Here is a 17,188-nt window from a genome sequence, read left to right as displayed (position 1 = left end):
GGTACTCGCACTGCAAAGGATCCCTTCATGGACGACGACGTCGCAACCGCATCCACACCTCGTATCGCACTGGGGAGTTGGGCTTTCACCTTCGGGCCCTTCGAGAAGGCTCCCTGGAGCTGGGAGCGGTTTCTCCGTTACACCGCGCAGTCCGGATATGACGGCGTGGAGATCAACGGATTCCGCCCCCATCCGCACGACGAGGACTACGACTCGGCGGCGGCCAGAGACTTGGCCGGTACGATCAGCGGGCTCGGTCTCGGAATCTCGGCCTACGCTCCCGATCTCTCGGCGACCCCTCCCGGCATCGCCGATCCGGCCGAGTACCTCGGCCGGATGGCCAGCATCGCGCGATTCTGCGATGCCCTGTCGATCACCACGGTGCGGGTCGACACGATCACGCCGCCTCCCGGCCCCCAGAGCGACCCTGACGGCGCCTACCGCAGGCTGGTCTCCACCTGGCAAGCGTCGGCCGACCTCCTCGCGGAGCACGGCATCGAGCTCGTCTGGGAGTTCGAGCCCGGGTTCTGGATCAACCGTCCCTCGCAGATCCGGAGACTCGTCGATGACATAGGCCGGGAGAACGTGGGCATCCTCTTCGACACCTCGCACGCGACGTCGATCGCAGCGCACGGGGCACGGCAAGGGGTGGACCCGGAGTTGCTGCCCGGTGGCGCCGTCGGTCTCGCTGAGCTGGTCGGCGATCGCGTGCGGCACCTCCATCTGATCGATGGCGACGGTTCCTTGCACAACGGCGAGACCAGCGAACATCTGCCCTTCGGCACCGGCGAAGTCGACTTCCCCGCCGTGCTCGACACCCTCGGCGACTCCGTGGCCCGACTGGCCTGGTGGACCGTCGACTTCTGCTTCTGCCCGACCACCGAGACCGATGCCGCACTCGCCGTACCGATCGTGGCGGCCCTTCGCGACCGGCTGCTCGAGCGCCGAGCGGAGGTGGCGCGATGAAGGCGGCGGCGATCACCGCACCCGGTGTGGTGGAGATCGTGGAACGACCGGAACCCGTCGCGCACGACGACCTCGTCGTGGTGCGCATCCTGGTGGCACCGATGTGCACCGAGCACAAGGATCGCAAGGCGGGTAACCTCTCCGACTCGCTCGGCCACGAGGCCGCGGGAGTCGTGGTCGACGCGGGGCGTTCTCACCGCGTCGCCGTGGGCGACCGGGTCGTGGTGATGCCCCAGTTCGGCTGCGGCCGCTGCCGCTACTGCACCTCCGGCGAACACATCTACTGCCCGTTCCCGCGCGACGTTCTCGGGGAGACCGGACAGAGCTACGGCACCGCCACCTACACCGAATACGTGCTGAAGCCCGACTGGCTGCTGCTGCCCGTGCCCGACGGTATGAGTCTCGCCCACGCCGCCGCCGCGTGCTGCCTGCTCGGCCCGAGCTTCACCGCGCATCAACGGATGAACGTGCAGGCCACCGATTCCGTTCTGGTGGCCGGTTGCGGACCGGTCGGGCTCGGCGCCGTCATCCACGGTCGCGCCCGAGGCGCCGAGGTGCTCGCCTTGGAGACCCATCCGTATCGTGTCGAGCTGGCCGAGAAGCTCGGCGCGCGAGTGCTCGACCCGTTCGATCCCACGCTCTCGGAGACGGTGCGGGAGCTCACCGACGGGTGGGGCGTCGACGCGTCGATCGAGACCAGCGGCGTGGCGGCGAACCCGTCGGTGCTCGCCGGACTCTCCGCCCGCCGTGCCCGGATGGCGGTGATCGCCTGGGGCAACGAGATCACGCTCCCTCCACTCGTTCCGCTGGGCCTCGAGATCCACGGATGCTGGCATTGGAACCACCAGGTGCACGCCCCCCGCATGCTCGCGACCATCGCCGCGAACACCACCCTGCTCGACACCGCCATCACCCACCGGTTCGCGCTCGAGGACGTGTCCGCGGCGATGGACCTGCAGGACACCGGGCGCTGCGGCAAGGTCTTCCTGCTGCCGTTCGGGGAGGAGGAGCTGTGACCCGAATCGTGGCGCTCGCCGGGGACGGCGAGTACGAGTCCGACCGCACGATGCGGCCGATCGCCGAGGGGATTGCCGCCGACATCGGAGCGAGCCTCGACTACCGCACCCCCGACGTGCTGGAGGACTACCCGGAATTCCCGGAGTCGAGTTTCGGGGGGCTCGACACTCTCGAGCGCGCGGATCTCCTTCTGCTCTACACCCGATTCCGGGTGCTGCCCGAAGGGGAGATGCGCGCACTCGAGTCCTACTTCGCACGGGGCGGGAACCTCGTGGCCCTGCGCACGTCGAATCACGCCTTCCATCCGGTCGTCGGCCGAGCCTCGGCCGACTGGGCCGCCCGCTTCGCCGCCGAGGTGATCGGGTCGCCCTGGAGCCGGCACCACGGGCACAGCTCGACGACGACGGTGACCCGGTTGGGCGAGCATCCGGTGCTCGCCCACGTCCCCGACCGCTTCTCGGTGACGTCGTGGCTCTATGTCACCGACCCGCCTGCCGACGCCTCCGTGCTGCTGCACGGCGAGCCCGTGAATCCCGAGACCGAGCCCGCGCCGTCGGCCGTGGCCTGGGCCCGTGAACGTGGATCGCAGCGGATCGTGTACACGAGCCTCGGCTCTCAGGACGACTTGGAGCAGCCCGAGGTGCGGCTGCTGCTGCGCAACGCGGCTCGTTGGTGTCTTGGCCTCCCCACCCCCGGAACCGATCGATGACGGTCGTACCGGCGTACAGCGAGCACGGAGACGGGCCTCCCCTGGTGCTGCTGATGGGTCTCGGCGCACCGGCTTCGGCCTGGCTGCCGCACAGCGAACACTGGGCCCGCTCTCATCGCTGCCTCCTCTTGGAGAACCGAGGGTCAGGCGGAACCCCGCTCGGTGCCGTCCCGGCGAGTACTCAGGACTATGCCGACGACGTCGCTTCGCTCCTGGAATCCCTCGGCACCGGCCCTGTGGCCGTGGCCGGCATCTCGATGGGCGCGTGTGTGGCCCAGGAGGTGGCCCTGCGGCATCCGCAGCTCGTCTCACGTCTGCTCCTCGTGGCCCCGTGGGCGCGCGTCGACCCGGCGACGGCGAGCACCCTGTCGGTGCTCGCGCGCGCCCGGGCCGGTGGCGATGACCGTCTGCTCAACGAGATGCTGCGGAATCTGGTGTGGACTCCCGAGTGGGTGAACCGGCACGCCGCTGAGATGGCGCCCGGGCTCGACCTCCCCCCGACGCTCTCGCCCCAGGCCTTCTCCGCTCAAGCCGATGCCTGCGCCACCCACGACTCCCTCTCGCGGCTGGCTCAAATCGCCTGCCCGACCCTGGTGACCCTCGGAGAGCAGGATGCGTTCATCCGACCGGAGCTCTCGGTCGAGGTCGCTGACGCCATCCCGGGCGCAGAACTCCGGCGCTTCGCTTCCGGGCACGTGCACCACTGGGAGGAACTCGACGAATTTAATCGCACGACCGAGGAGTGGCTCGCATGACCGTAACCCTTCGCTTCGCCTGCCAGAGCTACAGCTGGCAGATGAGCATCGACCGCTACCGAGGAGAGGTCGATCACATGATGCACGTGGTGCACGAGTCCGGGTTCGCGGGTTTCGAGCCCGAACTCGTGATGCTCGGCGATGATTGGAGCATCGATTCGTTGCGCTCGGCGCTCGACGCCAACCCTGGGCTGCGACTGGCTGCTCTGGTGGTGGCCGAATCGTGGCGACGGCCGGAGGAGGACGAACACGAACGACGCCGCGCCGACCAGGCGATCGAGGCGGCCGCGGCTCTCGGAGCGCGACTGGTGCTCGTGCCTCTTCCTGGGCCGGACCGGGAGTCGCTCGATGAGAGGCAGCGTGCCATCATGTCGTGCGTGGAATCCGTCGCCGACCGTGCCTCCCGAGCGGGTGTCGCATCGACCTTCCACGCCAACTCCCCCGACGGATCTGTCTTCCGCACGCCCGAGGATTACGGGCGCCTGGCCGAACTCCTTCCACCCACTGTGGGGTTCACCCCCGATCTCGGACATCTCGCCAGAGGCGGTCTCGACCCCCTCGAAGTCGTGCGGGAGTGGGGCGCGCGGGTCGACCACGTCCACGTCAAGGACGTCGGAGCCGATGGTTCCTGGGCGCCCACCGGAGAAGGGATCGTGGACATCGACGGCGTTCTCCGCCATCTGGAAGGGATCGGATACGCGGGCTGGGTGACGTTCGAAGACGAGTCGCCCGAGGCGGAGGCCGACCCCGACGCCGCCACTCGCCGCAACGGCGCCTGGATCGCCTCGTGGGTCGCGGCCCGGGAGCTCGCCCGATGAGCGCGGCTCAGGATCTCCCGATCGCGGTCAACACCTTCGTGTGGCACTCGCCGCTCGACGACGACGCGCTGGCGGCGACCATCCGAGACATCTCGAGCTGGGGATACGAGGGCATCGAACTGGCCCTCGAGAACCTCGGGGACTGGGATTCCGAAGCGGCCGCGGCTCAGCTCCGCGATCACGGCCTCGTCTCGGCGATCGGCGCGGTCTTCGGCCCCGGACGGGAGCTCGCCGCCGCGTCGGACGACGTCATCACCCACACGCGCGACTACGTTCGAGGCGCGATCGACACCGCGGTGGCTCATGGCTCCGCACTCGTCATCGGCCCGATGTACACCTCCGTCGGTCGCTCCTGGCGATTGGATGCCGACGAGCGCCGTGCCGTCGTGCAGCAGCTGCGCGAGTCGTACCGTCACCTGGGCGACTATGCCGGAGAGCGCGGCGTGCGCCTCGCGATCGAGCCGCTCAATCGCTACGAGACCAGTGTGGTGAACACCGCGGAGCAGCTCATGGACATCATCGATCCGCTGCCGGCCGAGACGATCGGCGTCAACCTCGACACCTACCACATGAACATCGAGGAGGCTTCGCTCACGGCCGCCTTCCAGATGGTGGGCGACCGTCTGTTGCACCTGCAGGTGTGCGGAAACGATCGCGGCGTTCCCCTGCGCGACCACATGGACTGGGACGCGATCCGCGCCGACCTCGTGGCCATCGACTACTGCGGCATGCTCGGCTTCGAGTCGTTCACCGCTGACAACGCATCGATCTCCACGGCGGCGTCGATCTGGCGCCCCTTCGCGCCCACGCAGGACGACCTGGCGAGGGACGCCCTGACCGAGCTCCGCCGCTGGCGGTCGGGCTGGCCGACTCCTTGACCCGGAGCCCTCGTGATCCAGCGTCGCCGTATGGACGGGATCAGAGCGTCTCCGAGCCCGTTCGCGCCCAGTCGGAGTTGCGGTCGAGCCGCGACTCGATGTCCTGCAGCGCCCGGAGTGATCGCCCGAAATGGTGGTGCGGATCGCCCCCGACGCCGTAGGCCTGGATGCCCAGCGTGCCCGCATACCCGGATTCTCTGAGCCGCCCGATGAAGGCGAAGTTGTCGAAGTCTCCCTCGCCGATGGACTCGATCGTCACCGGGAAGTATTGACCGGCCAGCCGCCGACTGCCGTTCGTGTTCACACCGGCCAGGTGAGGGACAGCCGCGTCGAACGCGGCGTTGAACCCCGAGCCCTCGAGGGCGTAGACGTGGAACGCGGGGAAGGTGATTCCGAGACGCGCGCCGTCGAAGCGGTGCACGAGTCGCAGCGCATCCGCCACGCGCTCCATCCAGAACGAGAAGTGCGGGTAGAGCCGTAGGTCGGCCTCGCCGCCGGAGACCTCGATGGCGCGCTCGATGAAACGGGCGGCCTCGTCGTCACCCGCGGGATCGGAGCGTGACAGCCCGCCCGAGACGGCACTGAAGGTGAGCTCGACGGGGGTGTGGCGGTGGGTGGAGATCATCTCGAACACGCGGCGGTTGGCCGGCGAATCGAGTGACTCCGAGAGGTCGACCGTGACGTAGAGCGACGCCACCGAGAGACCGGATGCCTGCGCTGCGCTGGTGAGTCCGTCGAGCTCGTGCCAGGCGGCCTCGCTCCACAGCGTGAGGTTCGTTGCGTCGAAACCCAGGTCGGCGAGCATCGCGCACCGGGTGGCCAGTGGGTAATGGCCGGTGTGGCTGTAGAAGCCGACATCCATGCCGTAGACGGGCCACCTCATCAGCTCGCCCGAGCCACGATCGTGTCGTCGCGGGTCAGCACGACGGGCTGCCCGGAGGCGGCGGAGTCGAGAATGGCCCGCACCCAGTCGAAGCGGAACACCGCGCCGTCGGTGACGGCGGTCGGGTCCTCGCCCTCCCGCACGGCGCGAACCATCCTGGCCAGCGGCCGGGCGTGGAATCCTGTCGCGGGCGGCGCATGGCGGGTCACGGCCGAATCCGGCCGGCCGTCGATGTCGCGGGTGAGGCGGACGGCGCCAGTGCCGTCACCCGACCAGTCGAGCCAATCCCACGAGACGGCGCCGAGCGATCCCTCGATCTGTACGGCCGACCGCTCATCACCGTGGGTCGCTGCAGCGCGCTCGTAGCTGACCGGAACGCGCAGCCCGTCGCGACGCTCGACGATCATCGAGGCACCGACGTGCTGGTCGAGCAGAGTGGACTCGGCCTCGAACGGCCCTCCCGTGCGCGGCGCGCTGGCCCAGGCGTGAAGGATCTCGACCCGCACCGGCTGCAGCACCGCGTCGAGCACGGCGATGTCGTAAGGCCCCCAGTCCATCATGACCCCGCCCCCACTGATCGACGGGTCTCGGAACCAGCCGGATTGCGCGAGGTGGTCGTAGCCGCTCCGCGCTCGGCGCGCCGTGTTGGCGAAGGTGACGTGATAGACCGCGCCGAGCTCCCCGTCGTCGACCAGACGTTTCACCTCGTGCGTCGCGGCGAGTCCGGTGAAGCGGATGTCGCAGGACTCCAGGATGCGCCCGGTGCGCTCCGCGAGAGCTGCCGCCTCGTGGGCTTCGACCGACGACATCATGAGCGGCTTCTCGCAGAGCACGTGCAGCCCGCCCCCGAGCGCAGCCATCACGAGGGCCGCGTGCGTCACAGGAGGCGTCGCGATGATGGCGATGTCGTCGGGATCGCCGGCGGCCGCGAACAGCGCGTCGACGTCGGGGTGCGCGACGACACCGGGAAAGCGAGCGACGAAGTCGTCGAGCACCGCCGAATTAGAATCGGTCACGTGCAGCTCGACGCCGTCGGGAACGACCTGAGGGTCGAACGCAGCAGCGGCGTGCTCACGGGCGATGTAGCCCGCTCCAACCAAGAACAGCCTTGTCATGGTGCAACTTTCTTTCGCAAAAGTATCGTGGTCGACAATAATAAGCTCACGGGGTTCGAGTCAACGCCGTCGAACGAAAGGGGGGCACGTCGAATGAGCCAGACGACCGGGTCCGGGCGCGTCACGATCGCCGACATCGCCGAGTTGGCAGGGGTTTCGGTGCCGACGGTGTCGAAAGTGCTGAACGGGAAACCCGGCGTCTCCGACAACACCCGACTCCGCGTGTCGGCGATGTTGCGGGAGCACGAGTACGAACCGCGGCGCTCCACCGCGAGCCACGTGATCGAGTTGGTTCTCGGCGAATTGACCAGCCCCTGGTCCACCGCGCTCGTGGTGGCCGTGGAGGAGGCGGCCTTCGAACGCGGTCTGGCTGTGGTGCTCTCCCGCATCCGACCCGGCGACGACACCTGGCTCGAGGGCATCGCCTCGCGTTCGGGCGACGGAGTCGTCTTCGCGGTCGTGCGGCCGGAGGGTGAGCAGAAGCGCCGCTTCGAGGAGACCGGACTGCCGGCCGTCGTGATCGATCCAGGCGATGCCAGCGACAGTGGCAGCATGGCGACCGTGGGAGTCACGCACTGGCGCGGGGCCTATACGGCGACGGAGCACCTGCTCCGGCTGGGCCATCGACGCCTGGCGATGATCGCCGGACCCAACGACGTGCTGTTCAGCCGCGCACGCGCCGACGGATTCCGCGCAGCGGCCCTGGCGAGTGGCGTGGACATGACCGCCGACCGGCTCATCTTCGCCGAGTTCGGCTACGACGCCGGCCTGGAGGCCGGCCTGCAGTTGTTGCGCGCCCCCGAACGCCCGACCGCGATCTTCGCTGCCAGCGACGAGCAGGCCCTCGGCGTCTACGAGGCAGCACGCCAATGCGATGTGCGCATCCCCGCCGATCTCAGTGTCGTGGGATTCAATGACGTGCCGATCGCCCAATGGGCCGCACCCCCACTGACCACCGTGCGTGAACCGATCCTCGACATGGCGAGGCACGCCCTGGACGTGCTGCTCACGATCGCAGCCGGGCGCCCGCCCGGACCCGTCGTCGAGATCGCGACCGAGCTCGTCGTACGTCAGAGCACGGCCGCACCACCCGCAGAACGATAGTTTCAAGTAAGTTTCGCGAAATGTCTTGACAGAGTCGTGATGTTCTGTGAATCTGACGGCACGGCGCGAGAAAGAGCTCGCCCCCGTACCGAGAGGTTGTGGCAATGAAGGCACCTATGAAAGCTGCCTTGGCGGCATCGGCCACGCTCACCCTGCTCCTGGCAGGCTGCGCGTCCGGCGGATCGGCCGCTGATGGAGGCGACGAGAAAGTCGTGCTCAACATGTGGGGCTTCGCGGACCTGTCGCCCGCGTTGGTGGAGCAGTACGAGGCAGAACACCCCAACATCGACATCCAGTCGAAGATCAGCGACTACGACGCAGCCCATCAGACGCTGCTGACTTCGCTGATCGCCGGCCAGGGTCCGGACATCGCTCAGATCGCCGTGGACTACATGGGCGAGTTCGTCGACAACTCCGGAGCGTTCAACGACCTCCGCGACTTCGGCGCGGAAGACCTGTCGGGCGACTACCTCGACTGGCGCTGGAAGACAGGCGTGGCATCCGACGGCAGCATCGTGGCCATCCCCACCGACGTCGGCGGCATGGCGATCGCATACCGCACCGACTTGTTCGCGCAGGCGGGTCTGCCCACCGATCGCAACGAGGTCGCCGCGCTCTGGCCGGACTGGGAGGGCTACATCGCCACGGGCGAGAAGTACGTGCAGGCCACCGGCAAACCGTTCGTCGACGCCGGCAAAGCGATCTATCGCGCCGCCTCGAACCAGGCCGACGAGAAGTACTACGACGCCGACGGCAACCTCATCTACCAGGACAACCCCGCCATCAAGAATGCGTGGGATCTCAGCGTGCAGGCCATCGACGCCGGGTTGTCGGCCGACCTGGCAACTTGGTCGCCAGAGTGGCTGGCCGGAATGGCGAACGGTACGTACGCCACCATCCCGGCGCCCGCGTGGCTGCTCTCCACCATCAAGCAGCAAGCGCCCGACACCGCAGGCAAGTGGGACGTCGCCACCCTCCCCGGAGTCTCCGGCAACGACGGCGGCTCGTTCCTCGCCGTGCCGAAGGCGTCGAAGCACGCGCAGGAGGCGTACGACTTCATCACCTGGCTGGAGGCGCCGGAGCAGCAGCTCGCACTCTTCGAGGACAACCGCACCTTCCCCTCGACCCCGTCTCTCTACACCGACGAAGCGGTCACCGGACTCACCGATCCGTTCTTCAGCAACGCTCCCCTCGGTGAGATCTACATCGACAGCGTGGAGTCGCTGAACGGCTACCCGATCGGCCCGGACTCCCGGGTGGTCGAGCAGCAGTTCGAAGCCGGCGTCGGCCGCGTCGAGCAGGGGCAGGACGCGCAGCAGTCCTGGAACGAAGCACTGGAGGGCGCAGCCCGCGAGACCAAGGGCTGACCCACGCGGATGTCCGCCCGGTTCCGCATGACGGGACCGGGCGGACGACCGACCATCGAAAGGAACGCTCGTGACCGCTGCGACCGTAGAACTGCCCGACACCCGACGCCGGGTGCACCGGCGGATCGGACTCCGCGAGAAATTCGCACCCTACGCGTACATCGCACCTTTTTTCATCATCTTCCTCGCCTTCGGCGTCGGCCCGCTGCTCTTCACGGCCTGGGTCTCACTGCACGACTGGGCGCCGCTCGAGACCGAGCACGACTTCATCGGCATCGACAACTACACGGCGATGCTGGCCGATCCCCGGTTCTGGAAGGCCGTCGGCAACACCTTCTCGATCTTCCTGCTGTCCACCATCCCCGGCATCATCCTGGCCCTCATCATCGCCTCGGTGCTGAACAACCGGAGCCTGCGCGCGAAGACCTTCTGGCGGATGGCGCTCCTGGTGCCGAACATCACTCCGCTGGTGACGGTCAGTATCGTGTTCTCGTCGTTGTTCAGCCGCGACTACGGCCCGATCGCCTGGCTGCTGCAGGTCTTGGGACTCCCGCCGATCGCGTGGGACGCCGATCCGTTCACCACGCAGCTCGTGATCGCGATCATGGTGATCTGGCGCTGGACCGGCTTCAACGCGCTCATCTTCCTGGCGGCGATGCAAGCTGTGCCGGCCTCGCTCTACGAATCGGCCGAGATCGACGGCGCCGGGCGCTGGCGCACCTTCATCAGCGTCACACTCCCCCTCATCCGCCCCACCATCCTCTTCAGCGTGGTGACCTCCACCGTCGGCGGCATGCAGATCTTCACCGAGGCCCTGCTGTTCACCGACGCCATGGGCGGCAACAACGGGCAGGGCCTCACCATGACACTGCTCGTCTATGGCCAGGCGTTCAACTCCTTCCACTTCGGCTACGCCTCAGCGATAGCGATGTCTCTGCTGTTCATCGTGTTGCTGGTGGCCGGCATCAACTTCCTCCTCGCCCGACTGATCAGGAGCGCCTGATGACCTCCACCATCGCCCACACCGGCCGGGACTCCGTGCGCCGCCCGCCGTCGCGAGCCGCGCTCCGATCGAACCGCACCGCACCTGAGCGTCGCCGTCGGCGCAAGTCGTCACGCCAGCGGATGAGTTGGATCGGCTACCTGGTGCTCATCGTCGGCGTGCTCGGCGCCATCGCCCCGCTGTACTGGATGTTCGTGGTGGGCTCGAACACGAGCGCCGCCGTCTCGCAGTTCCCGCCCACCTTCGTACCGGGCGGCAACTTCCTCGACAACGCGTTCTATGCGCAGGGCCGGGTGCCGTTCGCCCAATCGATCCTCAACAGTGCGATCGTCGCGGTGTCGGTGGCGGTGTTGCAGATGTTCTTCTGCAGCCTCGCAGGCTTCGCCTTCGCCAAGCTGCACTTCCGCGGCCGCGGCCCACTGTTGATCGCCGTGATCGCGACCATGGCCATCCCGAGCCAGCTCGGTATCGTGCCGCTCTACATGATCATGGTCAACCTGGGCTGGGTGAACACCCTCCAGGCCCTCATCGTGCCAGGCGCGATCTCGGCGTTCGGCGTGTTCTGGATGCGCCAGGTCGTGCTCGCCTCCATCCCCGACGAGCTCGTCGAGGCGGCGAAGATCGACGGCTGCGGCACCTTCCGCACCTATTGGTCGATCGTGCTGCCGAACATCCGTGGATCGGCGGCCGTCTTCGGGCTGTTCGCTGCGATGGGGGCGTGGAACGACTTCCTCTGGCCGCTCATCATCCTCAACTCGCCAGACATGTTCACCTCGCAGGTGGCCATCCAGCAGCTGCGCACGGCGTACTCGATCGACTACTCGGTCACAATGACCGCCTCCGTCATCGCGACGCTGCCGCTCCTTCTCCTGTTCCTCGTGGCCGGCAAGCAGCTGGTGGCCGGGATCATGGAGGGCGCCGTCAAGGGGTGAGAGCCCCCTCCGTCCCCGCTCTCGATCGCACTCACTCTCAGGAACCGCTATGACCGTTCGCTCCACCCTGCCCATCGACGTCGACGCCCTCATCCGCGAAATGACTCTCGACGAGAAGCTCGCCCAACTCATCGGCCTCTGGCTCGACGTGTCCGGCGCCTCCGGAGGCGACGTCGCCCCCATGCAGCACGAGATGCTCTCCAAGGTCGGTACGCTCGACGACTACATCGGTCACGGCCTCGGCCAGTTCACCCGTCCGCTGGGTAGCCGCGTCGTCAGCGCCGGCGAGATGCAGACCGGCCTGCGGGCCATCCAGGAGAGGGTGACCGCGAACAGCCGACTCGGCATCCCTGCCCTCGTGCACGAGGAGTGCCTGACCGGACTTCAGCTCTACGGCGCCACCACCTACCCCTCACCCCTCGCTTGGGGAGCGAGCTGGAACCCGGCGGCCGTCGAGGAGATGGGGAGGCGGATCGGCCGGTCGATGGCCGAACTGGGCATCCACCTCGGCCTTGCGCCCGTGCTCGATCTCGTGCGCGATCCGCGCTGGGGTCGGGTGGAGGAATGCATCTCCGAAGACCCCTACCTCGTCGGCACCGTCGCGAGCGCCTACGTCGGGGGAATCCAGTCACAGGGCCCTGGCGCCACCCTCAAACACTTCCTCGGGTACTCCAACTCGCAGGCGGGCCGCAATCTCGCCCCGGTGCACATCGGCCGGCGCGAACTGCTCGAGCAGTTCGCGGTGCCCTTCGAAATGGCGGTCAAACTCGCGCGCCCTGCCGCCGTCATGCACTCGTACGCCGAGATCGACGGAGTGCCGGTCGCTGCGGACCCCACCCTTCTCACCGGACTGCTCCGCGACCGCTGGGGGTTCGACGGCACTGTCGTCGCCGACTACTTCGGCGTCGCGTTCCTCCACACGCTGCACGACATCGCCGCCGATCTCGAGGACGCCGCAACCCAAGCCCTGGCGGCCGGCGTGGACGTCGAGCTGCCCACCGGCAACGCCTATCTCGAACCCCTCAAGCACGCGATCGCGTCGGGACGTTTCGACGAGGCGCTGGTCGACCGTTCCCTGGAACGTGTGCTGCGCCAGAAGGTCGATCTCGGCGTCTTCGACGCGCCGGAGGCTCCGACGGAGATCGACCTCGACCCGGCCGAGTCGCGGGCTGTGGCGCGCTCGATCGCCGAGCAGTCGGTGGTGCTGCTCCAGAACGCCACCGGCCTCCTGCCTCTGGTCGGCACCCCGCGCCTTGCCGTCATCGGCCCGAACGCGCACTCCGCCGAGGCGATGATGGGCAACTACAGCTTCACCAATCACGTCGAAGTTCCCCCGGGCACGCCGCTCGGCATCCGCGTGCCCACCGTGCTCGACGCCCTGCGCGAGGAGTTCGGCGCCGGGCTCGAATTGGAGCACGCCACCGGATGCGCGGTGCGCTCCGATCACGAGTCGGAAGCGGATGCCGAGGAATCGATCCGGCTGGCTGCCCAGATGGCCGCGCGCAGCGACGTCGCCGTCGTGGTGGTGGGCGACCGGGCCGGACTCTTCGGTCGCGGAACCGTGGGAGAGGGCAGCGACACCGACGACCTCGAGCTGCCCGGTCGGCAGGGACACCTCGTCGACGCCGTCCTGGCGACCGGGACCCCGGTGGTGCTGGTGCTCGTGACCGGGCGACCCTATCCGCTGACCCGCTGGGCGGGTCGCGCGGCCGCCGTCGTGCAGGCGTTCTTCCCCGGCGAAGACGGCGCTTCCGCGATCGCCGGAGTGCTGAGCGGCCGGATCAATCCGAGCGGCCACCTCCCGGTCAGCCTGCCGCGCGGGTCCGGTGGCGAGCCGTACTCCTACCTGCATCCCCGACTCGGCGGCGACAACCCGGTCTCGAGCGTCGATCCCGCCCCGCTCTACGCCTTCGGACACGGGCTGTCGTACACCCGCTTCGAATACGGCGCGCCCACCGTGACAGCCGACCGTTGGGACACCTCCGGCACACTCACCGTCGACGTCGTCGTGCACAACAGCGGCGATCGTGACGGCGCCGACGTCGTGCAGCTCTATGCCCGCGACGTGGTCGCCAGCGTGACCCGTCCGCTCCGGCAGCTCCTCGGATTCGCGCGAGTCGAGCTGGCTCGCGGCGAAGCCGTGCGCGTCGTCTTCACCGTGCCGAGCGACCGCCTGGCCTTGGTGTCACGCGAACTGCGCTGGCAGGTCGAACCTGGTGACTTCGATCTCGTGGTCGCGCAATCGGCCGACGATGCCGGCGCGACCGAGCGCATCCGTCTGGACGGCGAGGTCCGCGTACTCGGAGAAGACCGGGGCCTCCTTACCGACGTGCACTTGGTGGCTGTCGAGAGGGCGACTGTCTGATGCTGTTCGGTGCCAGCTACTACCCGGAGTACGAGGCTTCGCCGAACGTGGCCGACGACCTTCGGCTGATGGTCGACGCGGGCTTCACGGTCATCCGGATGGGCGAGTCCACCTGGGGCAGCTACGAGCCGGCCGAGGGGCTTCTCGATCTCGACCCCTTCGCCGATGTCGTCGATCTGGCTCACGCGGCGGGCTTGCAGATCGTCATCGGAACCCCGAGCTACGCGGCTCCCGCTTGGCTCGCCCGCCGTCACCCGGAGGTGATGGCCCGATTGCCCGACGGCACCGTGCTGCCCTACGGCGCGCGTCAGAATCTCGATTTCACCAGCCCCGTCTACCGTCGGCACGTCGAGCGGGTCGTGCGCGCCCTCGCGGAACGGTTCGGACGTCATCCTGGCGTCATCGCGTTCCAGGTCGACAACGAGATCGGGGTCCACGAGTTGGCAGGGCCGGTGCTGATGCAACGCTTCCGCCAATGGGTGCTCGACCACGTCGGCGACGTCGATGAGATCAACGCCAAATGGGGGCTGTCGTACTGGAGCCACCGTCTGCAGTCGATCGACGATCTCTGGGGGCCGGCGGGCAACACGAACCCTGGCTACGCGCTGGAGTGGGGCCGCTTCCAGGCCGCGCTGACCGTCGAGTTCGTCTCCTGGCAGCGCGACATCCTGCGGGAGTCCATCGACCCCGCGAAGCTCGTGGTGCACGATGTCATCGGTGGCGACAGCGGTGGCAGTACGGCACCGCGCGGTATCTCCGAGGCGCTGGACCACACGGCCTCGAACGTGTACTTCCCTCTGCAGGACGCGATCGCGCTGCCGGATGCCGATCCGGCCGTCACCCGTGGGCTCGCGCCCTGGTGGCTGATCGATCGCGGTGCGTCGACCATGCTCTGGCGCGCCGACACCGCCTATTCGTTGCGGGGTGAGCGTGGATCGTCCTTCTGGGTGAGCGAGGCGCAGGCGGCGTCCATCGGCGAACACGCCACGAACGTGCCGCCATATCCGGGCCAGCTCAAACTCGTCGCCCACGCCATGCTCGCGCGGGGCGCCGACCTCCTCGCCTATTGGCACTGGCACACCCTCCATTACGGCGCCGAGACGTACTGGGGTGGCGTCATCGGCCATGACCGGGAGCCGGGCCGCATCTACCGGGAGCTGGCAGAGCTGGGCCGAGAGCTTCGCGCGCTCACCCCCGCCGTCACAGGACTCGTGCCCGACGCCGACGTGGCCCTGCTCGCCTCCCGCGACAGCCTGAAAGCGTTGCAGTTCTCGCCGCCGCTGCTGGAGCCCGGAACCGACCGAGCCGATCCGCACAGCTACCACCGCATCCTCATGCGGTGTTACGACGGAGCCCTCGGCGCGGGCGCCCAGGTACGGATCGTGCACGAGGACAGCGACTGGAGCGGCGAGGCGGTTCTGGTGGTACCCGCCCTGTACATCGCAGACGACGCGACGCTCGACCGTTTACGCGCTCACGCGGCTTCCGGTGCGCACGTCATCCTCACCTTCCGCTCGGGGTACGCCGACGAGTGGGCGCGAGCACGCTCGACCCGTGCCCCGGGCACGCTGCGCCACGCGGTCGGCGCGAGTTATCAGGAGTTCACGACGCTGACCGTGCCAGTGACGCTGAGCGGCGGCACTGCCGGAATCGTCGACGAGAAATCGTCAGGCGAGGGCTGGGCCGACCTGCTGGAGACTGAAGGGGCCGATGTCCTCGCGGGCTACCAGCATCCCTTCCTCGGCGAGTACGCCGCGATCACGTCGAACCGAGTCGGTTCCGGCCGGATGACCTGGATCGGCACGTTGCCCGACCGCGACACGATGGCACGCCTCCTCAGCTGGGCGCTCGACGAGCGGGGCCACCGCCCGATCACCGCCGCGTGGACCGAGCGTCCTCCGAGCGTGTCGGTCTCCTCGGCCGGTCTGCCCGACGGCAGCCGACTGTGGTTCGTGGCGAACCACTCGTGGGGCGCGGTCTCGGTCTCACCGCCGGCGCCGGTGATCGATGTCGCCGACGGCACCCGCTACGACGCGAGCGTCGCTCTCGGCGCCTGGCAGAGCAGGGTTCTCCGCGAACGGGATCCGCGAGAGCCGTCGTGATCGAGAGCCGGATCTCGCGCGTGCGCTCCTTCGTCACCTTCGGCGGGGTGCGCAACTGGATCTTCGTGCGCATCGAGACCACCGACGGCCTGCACGGCTGGGGCGAGGCGTCGACAGAGCTCTGGGAGGGCACCGTGCGTGCCGCCGTCGATGAACTCGGCGCGCGGCTCCTCGGTGCCGACGCGCTCGCCGTCGAACGGATCTGGCAGGAATCGACCCGGCACGGATTCTGGCGGGGCGGTGTCGTGCTCGGCAGCGCCGTCGCCGCCGTCGACCAGGCACTCTGGGACATCAAGGGCAAGCGACTCGGCGTGCCGGTGCACCGTCTGCTCGGCGGACCCCTCCGTGATCGCGTCGAGACCTATCGTCATGTCGGCATCTACGACGCTGCCCGCACGGCCGAGGAAGCGCGGGAGCTGGTCGCCTCCGGTGTGCGGATGATCAAGACCGGAGCCTGGGTGACCGACAGCGTGCTGCCGGAGCGGGAACGTCTGGCCCGTGCGGTCGATCGGCTCACGGCCCTCCGCGACGCGGTCGGGGACGAGGTCGACATCCTGCTCGACCATCACGGCCGTGCCCGGCCGGACGAGGCCATCCGTCTGATCGCAGCCATCGCGCCCTTCCGCATCCGGTGGCTCGAAGAGCCCATCGGTCCGGAGAGCCCCGAACTCATCGCTCCGGTGGCCGCAGAAGCGCGCCGCAACGGGATTTCCGTCGCGTTCGGTGAGCGGCTCTTCTCCCGATGGGAGTTCCGTACGGTGCTCGAGCGCCAGCTGGTCGACATCGTGCAGCCCGACCTCTGCCACGCCGGTGGCATCAGCGAAGTGATGCGCATCGCCACGTTCGCCGACACCTACCGTGTCGCGCTGGCGCCGCACAATCCAGCGGGCCCGGTCTCCACGGCCGCCTCGGCGCACGTCGCCATGGCCGCCCCCAACTTCAGCGTTCTGGAATTCTGCCCGGATGAGCCGCGTCGCTCCGAGGTCTCGATCGACCCTTGGCTGTTCAACGCCGACGGCTTCACCGTGCCCGACGCGCCCGGTCTCGGAATCGATCTCGACATCGAGGCGATCCTCGATGTGCCGCCTCGCCCGATCGCGGTGCCGAGCCGCGCCTACGCCGGCGACGGGTCGGTGGCGGACGTCTGACCGACGGTCTCCGAAAGGAAATGTGA

At 68.4% G+C, this 17,188-nt stretch carries 15 protein-coding genes; 13 read left to right on the top strand and 2 right to left on the bottom strand.

What is annotated here, in order from left to right; genetic code table 11:
* The first annotated feature begins 27 nt into the window (after window positions 1–27).
* From ACFJGU_RS10890 to ACFJGU_RS10865, 6 genes are read left to right on the top strand one after another with little or no spacing between them, the layout of a single operon-like run.
* The gene (locus ACFJGU_RS10890) at window positions 28–966 is read left to right on the top strand and encodes a sugar phosphate isomerase/epimerase family protein (RefSeq protein ID WP_382303563.1); all 939 of its coding nucleotides are present in this window, start codon (window positions 28–30) and stop codon (window positions 964–966) included.
* Window positions 963–1,982: a zinc-binding dehydrogenase gene (locus ACFJGU_RS10885; protein ID WP_382303562.1), complete on the top strand. Its 1,020-nt coding sequence runs from the start codon at window positions 963–965 to the stop codon at window positions 1,980–1,982. The genes ACFJGU_RS10890 and ACFJGU_RS10885 overlap by 4 nt, the downstream gene beginning before the upstream one ends.
* Window positions 1,979–2,692: a ThuA domain-containing protein gene (locus ACFJGU_RS10880; protein ID WP_382303561.1), complete on the top strand. Its 714-nt coding sequence runs from the start codon at window positions 1,979–1,981 to the stop codon at window positions 2,690–2,692. The genes ACFJGU_RS10885 and ACFJGU_RS10880 overlap by 4 nt, the downstream gene beginning before the upstream one ends.
* Window positions 2,689–3,447 (top strand): alpha/beta fold hydrolase, encoded by a 759-nt coding sequence (locus tag ACFJGU_RS10875; protein ID WP_382303560.1) that lies wholly within the window; start codon window positions 2,689–2,691, stop codon window positions 3,445–3,447. The genes ACFJGU_RS10880 and ACFJGU_RS10875 overlap by 4 nt, the downstream gene beginning before the upstream one ends.
* Window positions 3,444–4,265, top strand: coding sequence for a sugar phosphate isomerase/epimerase family protein (locus tag ACFJGU_RS10870; protein ID WP_382303559.1), 822 nt, complete (start codon window positions 3,444–3,446; stop codon window positions 4,263–4,265). Before ACFJGU_RS10875 ends, ACFJGU_RS10870 begins: the two co-directional genes overlap by 4 nt.
* Window positions 4,262–5,143, top strand: a complete 882-nt coding sequence (locus tag ACFJGU_RS10865; RefSeq protein WP_382303558.1) for a sugar phosphate isomerase/epimerase family protein — start codon at window positions 4,262–4,264, stop codon at window positions 5,141–5,143. Before ACFJGU_RS10870 ends, ACFJGU_RS10865 begins: the two co-directional genes overlap by 4 nt.
* Before the next feature lie 40 nt (window positions 5,144–5,183).
* Here ACFJGU_RS10865 and ACFJGU_RS10860 read toward each other — a convergent pair whose 3' ends face one another.
* Together ACFJGU_RS10860 and ACFJGU_RS10855 are read right to left on the bottom strand one after the other, a co-directional pair.
* Window positions 5,184–6,026, bottom strand: a complete 843-nt coding sequence (locus tag ACFJGU_RS10860) for a sugar phosphate isomerase/epimerase family protein (protein ID WP_382303557.1) — start codon at window positions 6,024–6,026, stop codon at window positions 5,184–5,186.
* Window positions 6,026–7,141 carry a Gfo/Idh/MocA family protein gene (locus tag ACFJGU_RS10855; protein WP_382303556.1) on the bottom strand — a complete coding sequence of 372 codons (1,116 nt, stop codon included), beginning with the start codon at window positions 7,139–7,141 and terminating at the stop codon, window positions 6,026–6,028. Before ACFJGU_RS10855 ends, ACFJGU_RS10860 begins: the two co-directional genes overlap by 1 nt.
* A gap of 93 nt (window positions 7,142–7,234) precedes the next feature.
* Between ACFJGU_RS10855 and ACFJGU_RS10850 the strand changes: the two genes are divergently transcribed.
* From ACFJGU_RS10850 to dgoD, 7 genes are all read left to right on the top strand, one after another.
* Window positions 7,235–8,245 carry a LacI family DNA-binding transcriptional regulator gene (locus ACFJGU_RS10850; RefSeq protein WP_382303555.1) on the top strand — a complete coding sequence of 337 codons (1,011 nt, stop codon included), beginning with the start codon at window positions 7,235–7,237 and terminating at the stop codon, window positions 8,243–8,245.
* Window positions 8,246–8,361: 116 nt separating this feature from the next.
* Complete coding sequence (locus ACFJGU_RS10845) at window positions 8,362–9,612, top strand: ABC transporter substrate-binding protein (RefSeq protein ID WP_382303554.1); 1,251 nt, start codon at window positions 8,362–8,364, stop codon at window positions 9,610–9,612.
* A gap of 70 nt (window positions 9,613–9,682) precedes the next feature.
* Entirely contained in the window at window positions 9,683–10,615 is a 933-nt protein-coding gene (locus tag ACFJGU_RS10840) for a carbohydrate ABC transporter permease (protein WP_382303553.1), read from the top strand.
* A complete protein-coding gene (locus tag ACFJGU_RS10835; protein ID WP_382303552.1) occupies window positions 10,615–11,547 on the top strand; it encodes a carbohydrate ABC transporter permease in 933 nt (310 codons plus the stop codon). Before ACFJGU_RS10840 ends, ACFJGU_RS10835 begins: the two co-directional genes overlap by 1 nt.
* A 49-nt stretch (window positions 11,548–11,596) precedes the next feature.
* Window positions 11,597–13,912: a glycoside hydrolase family 3 N-terminal domain-containing protein gene (locus ACFJGU_RS10830; RefSeq protein ID WP_382303551.1), complete on the top strand. Its 2,316-nt coding sequence runs from the start codon at window positions 11,597–11,599 to the stop codon at window positions 13,910–13,912.
* Window positions 13,912–16,014 (top strand): beta-galactosidase, encoded by a 2,103-nt coding sequence (locus tag ACFJGU_RS10825; RefSeq protein WP_382303550.1) that lies wholly within the window; start codon window positions 13,912–13,914, stop codon window positions 16,012–16,014. Before ACFJGU_RS10830 ends, ACFJGU_RS10825 begins: the two co-directional genes overlap by 1 nt.
* A complete protein-coding gene (gene dgoD, locus ACFJGU_RS10820) occupies window positions 16,011–17,162 on the top strand; it encodes a galactonate dehydratase (protein WP_382303549.1) in 1,152 nt (383 codons plus the stop codon). Before ACFJGU_RS10825 ends, dgoD begins: the two co-directional genes overlap by 4 nt.
* The last annotated feature ends 26 nt before the right edge of the window (window positions 17,163–17,188 follow it).

Origin of the sequence: Herbiconiux sp. UC225_62 (assembly GCF_042694625.1) — a bacterium.
Lineage (GTDB): Bacteria > Actinomycetota > Actinomycetes > Actinomycetales > Microbacteriaceae > Herbiconiux.
The sequence above is the reverse complement of the archived record's forward strand: the minus strand, read 5'-3'. Positions and strand labels throughout refer to the sequence as shown.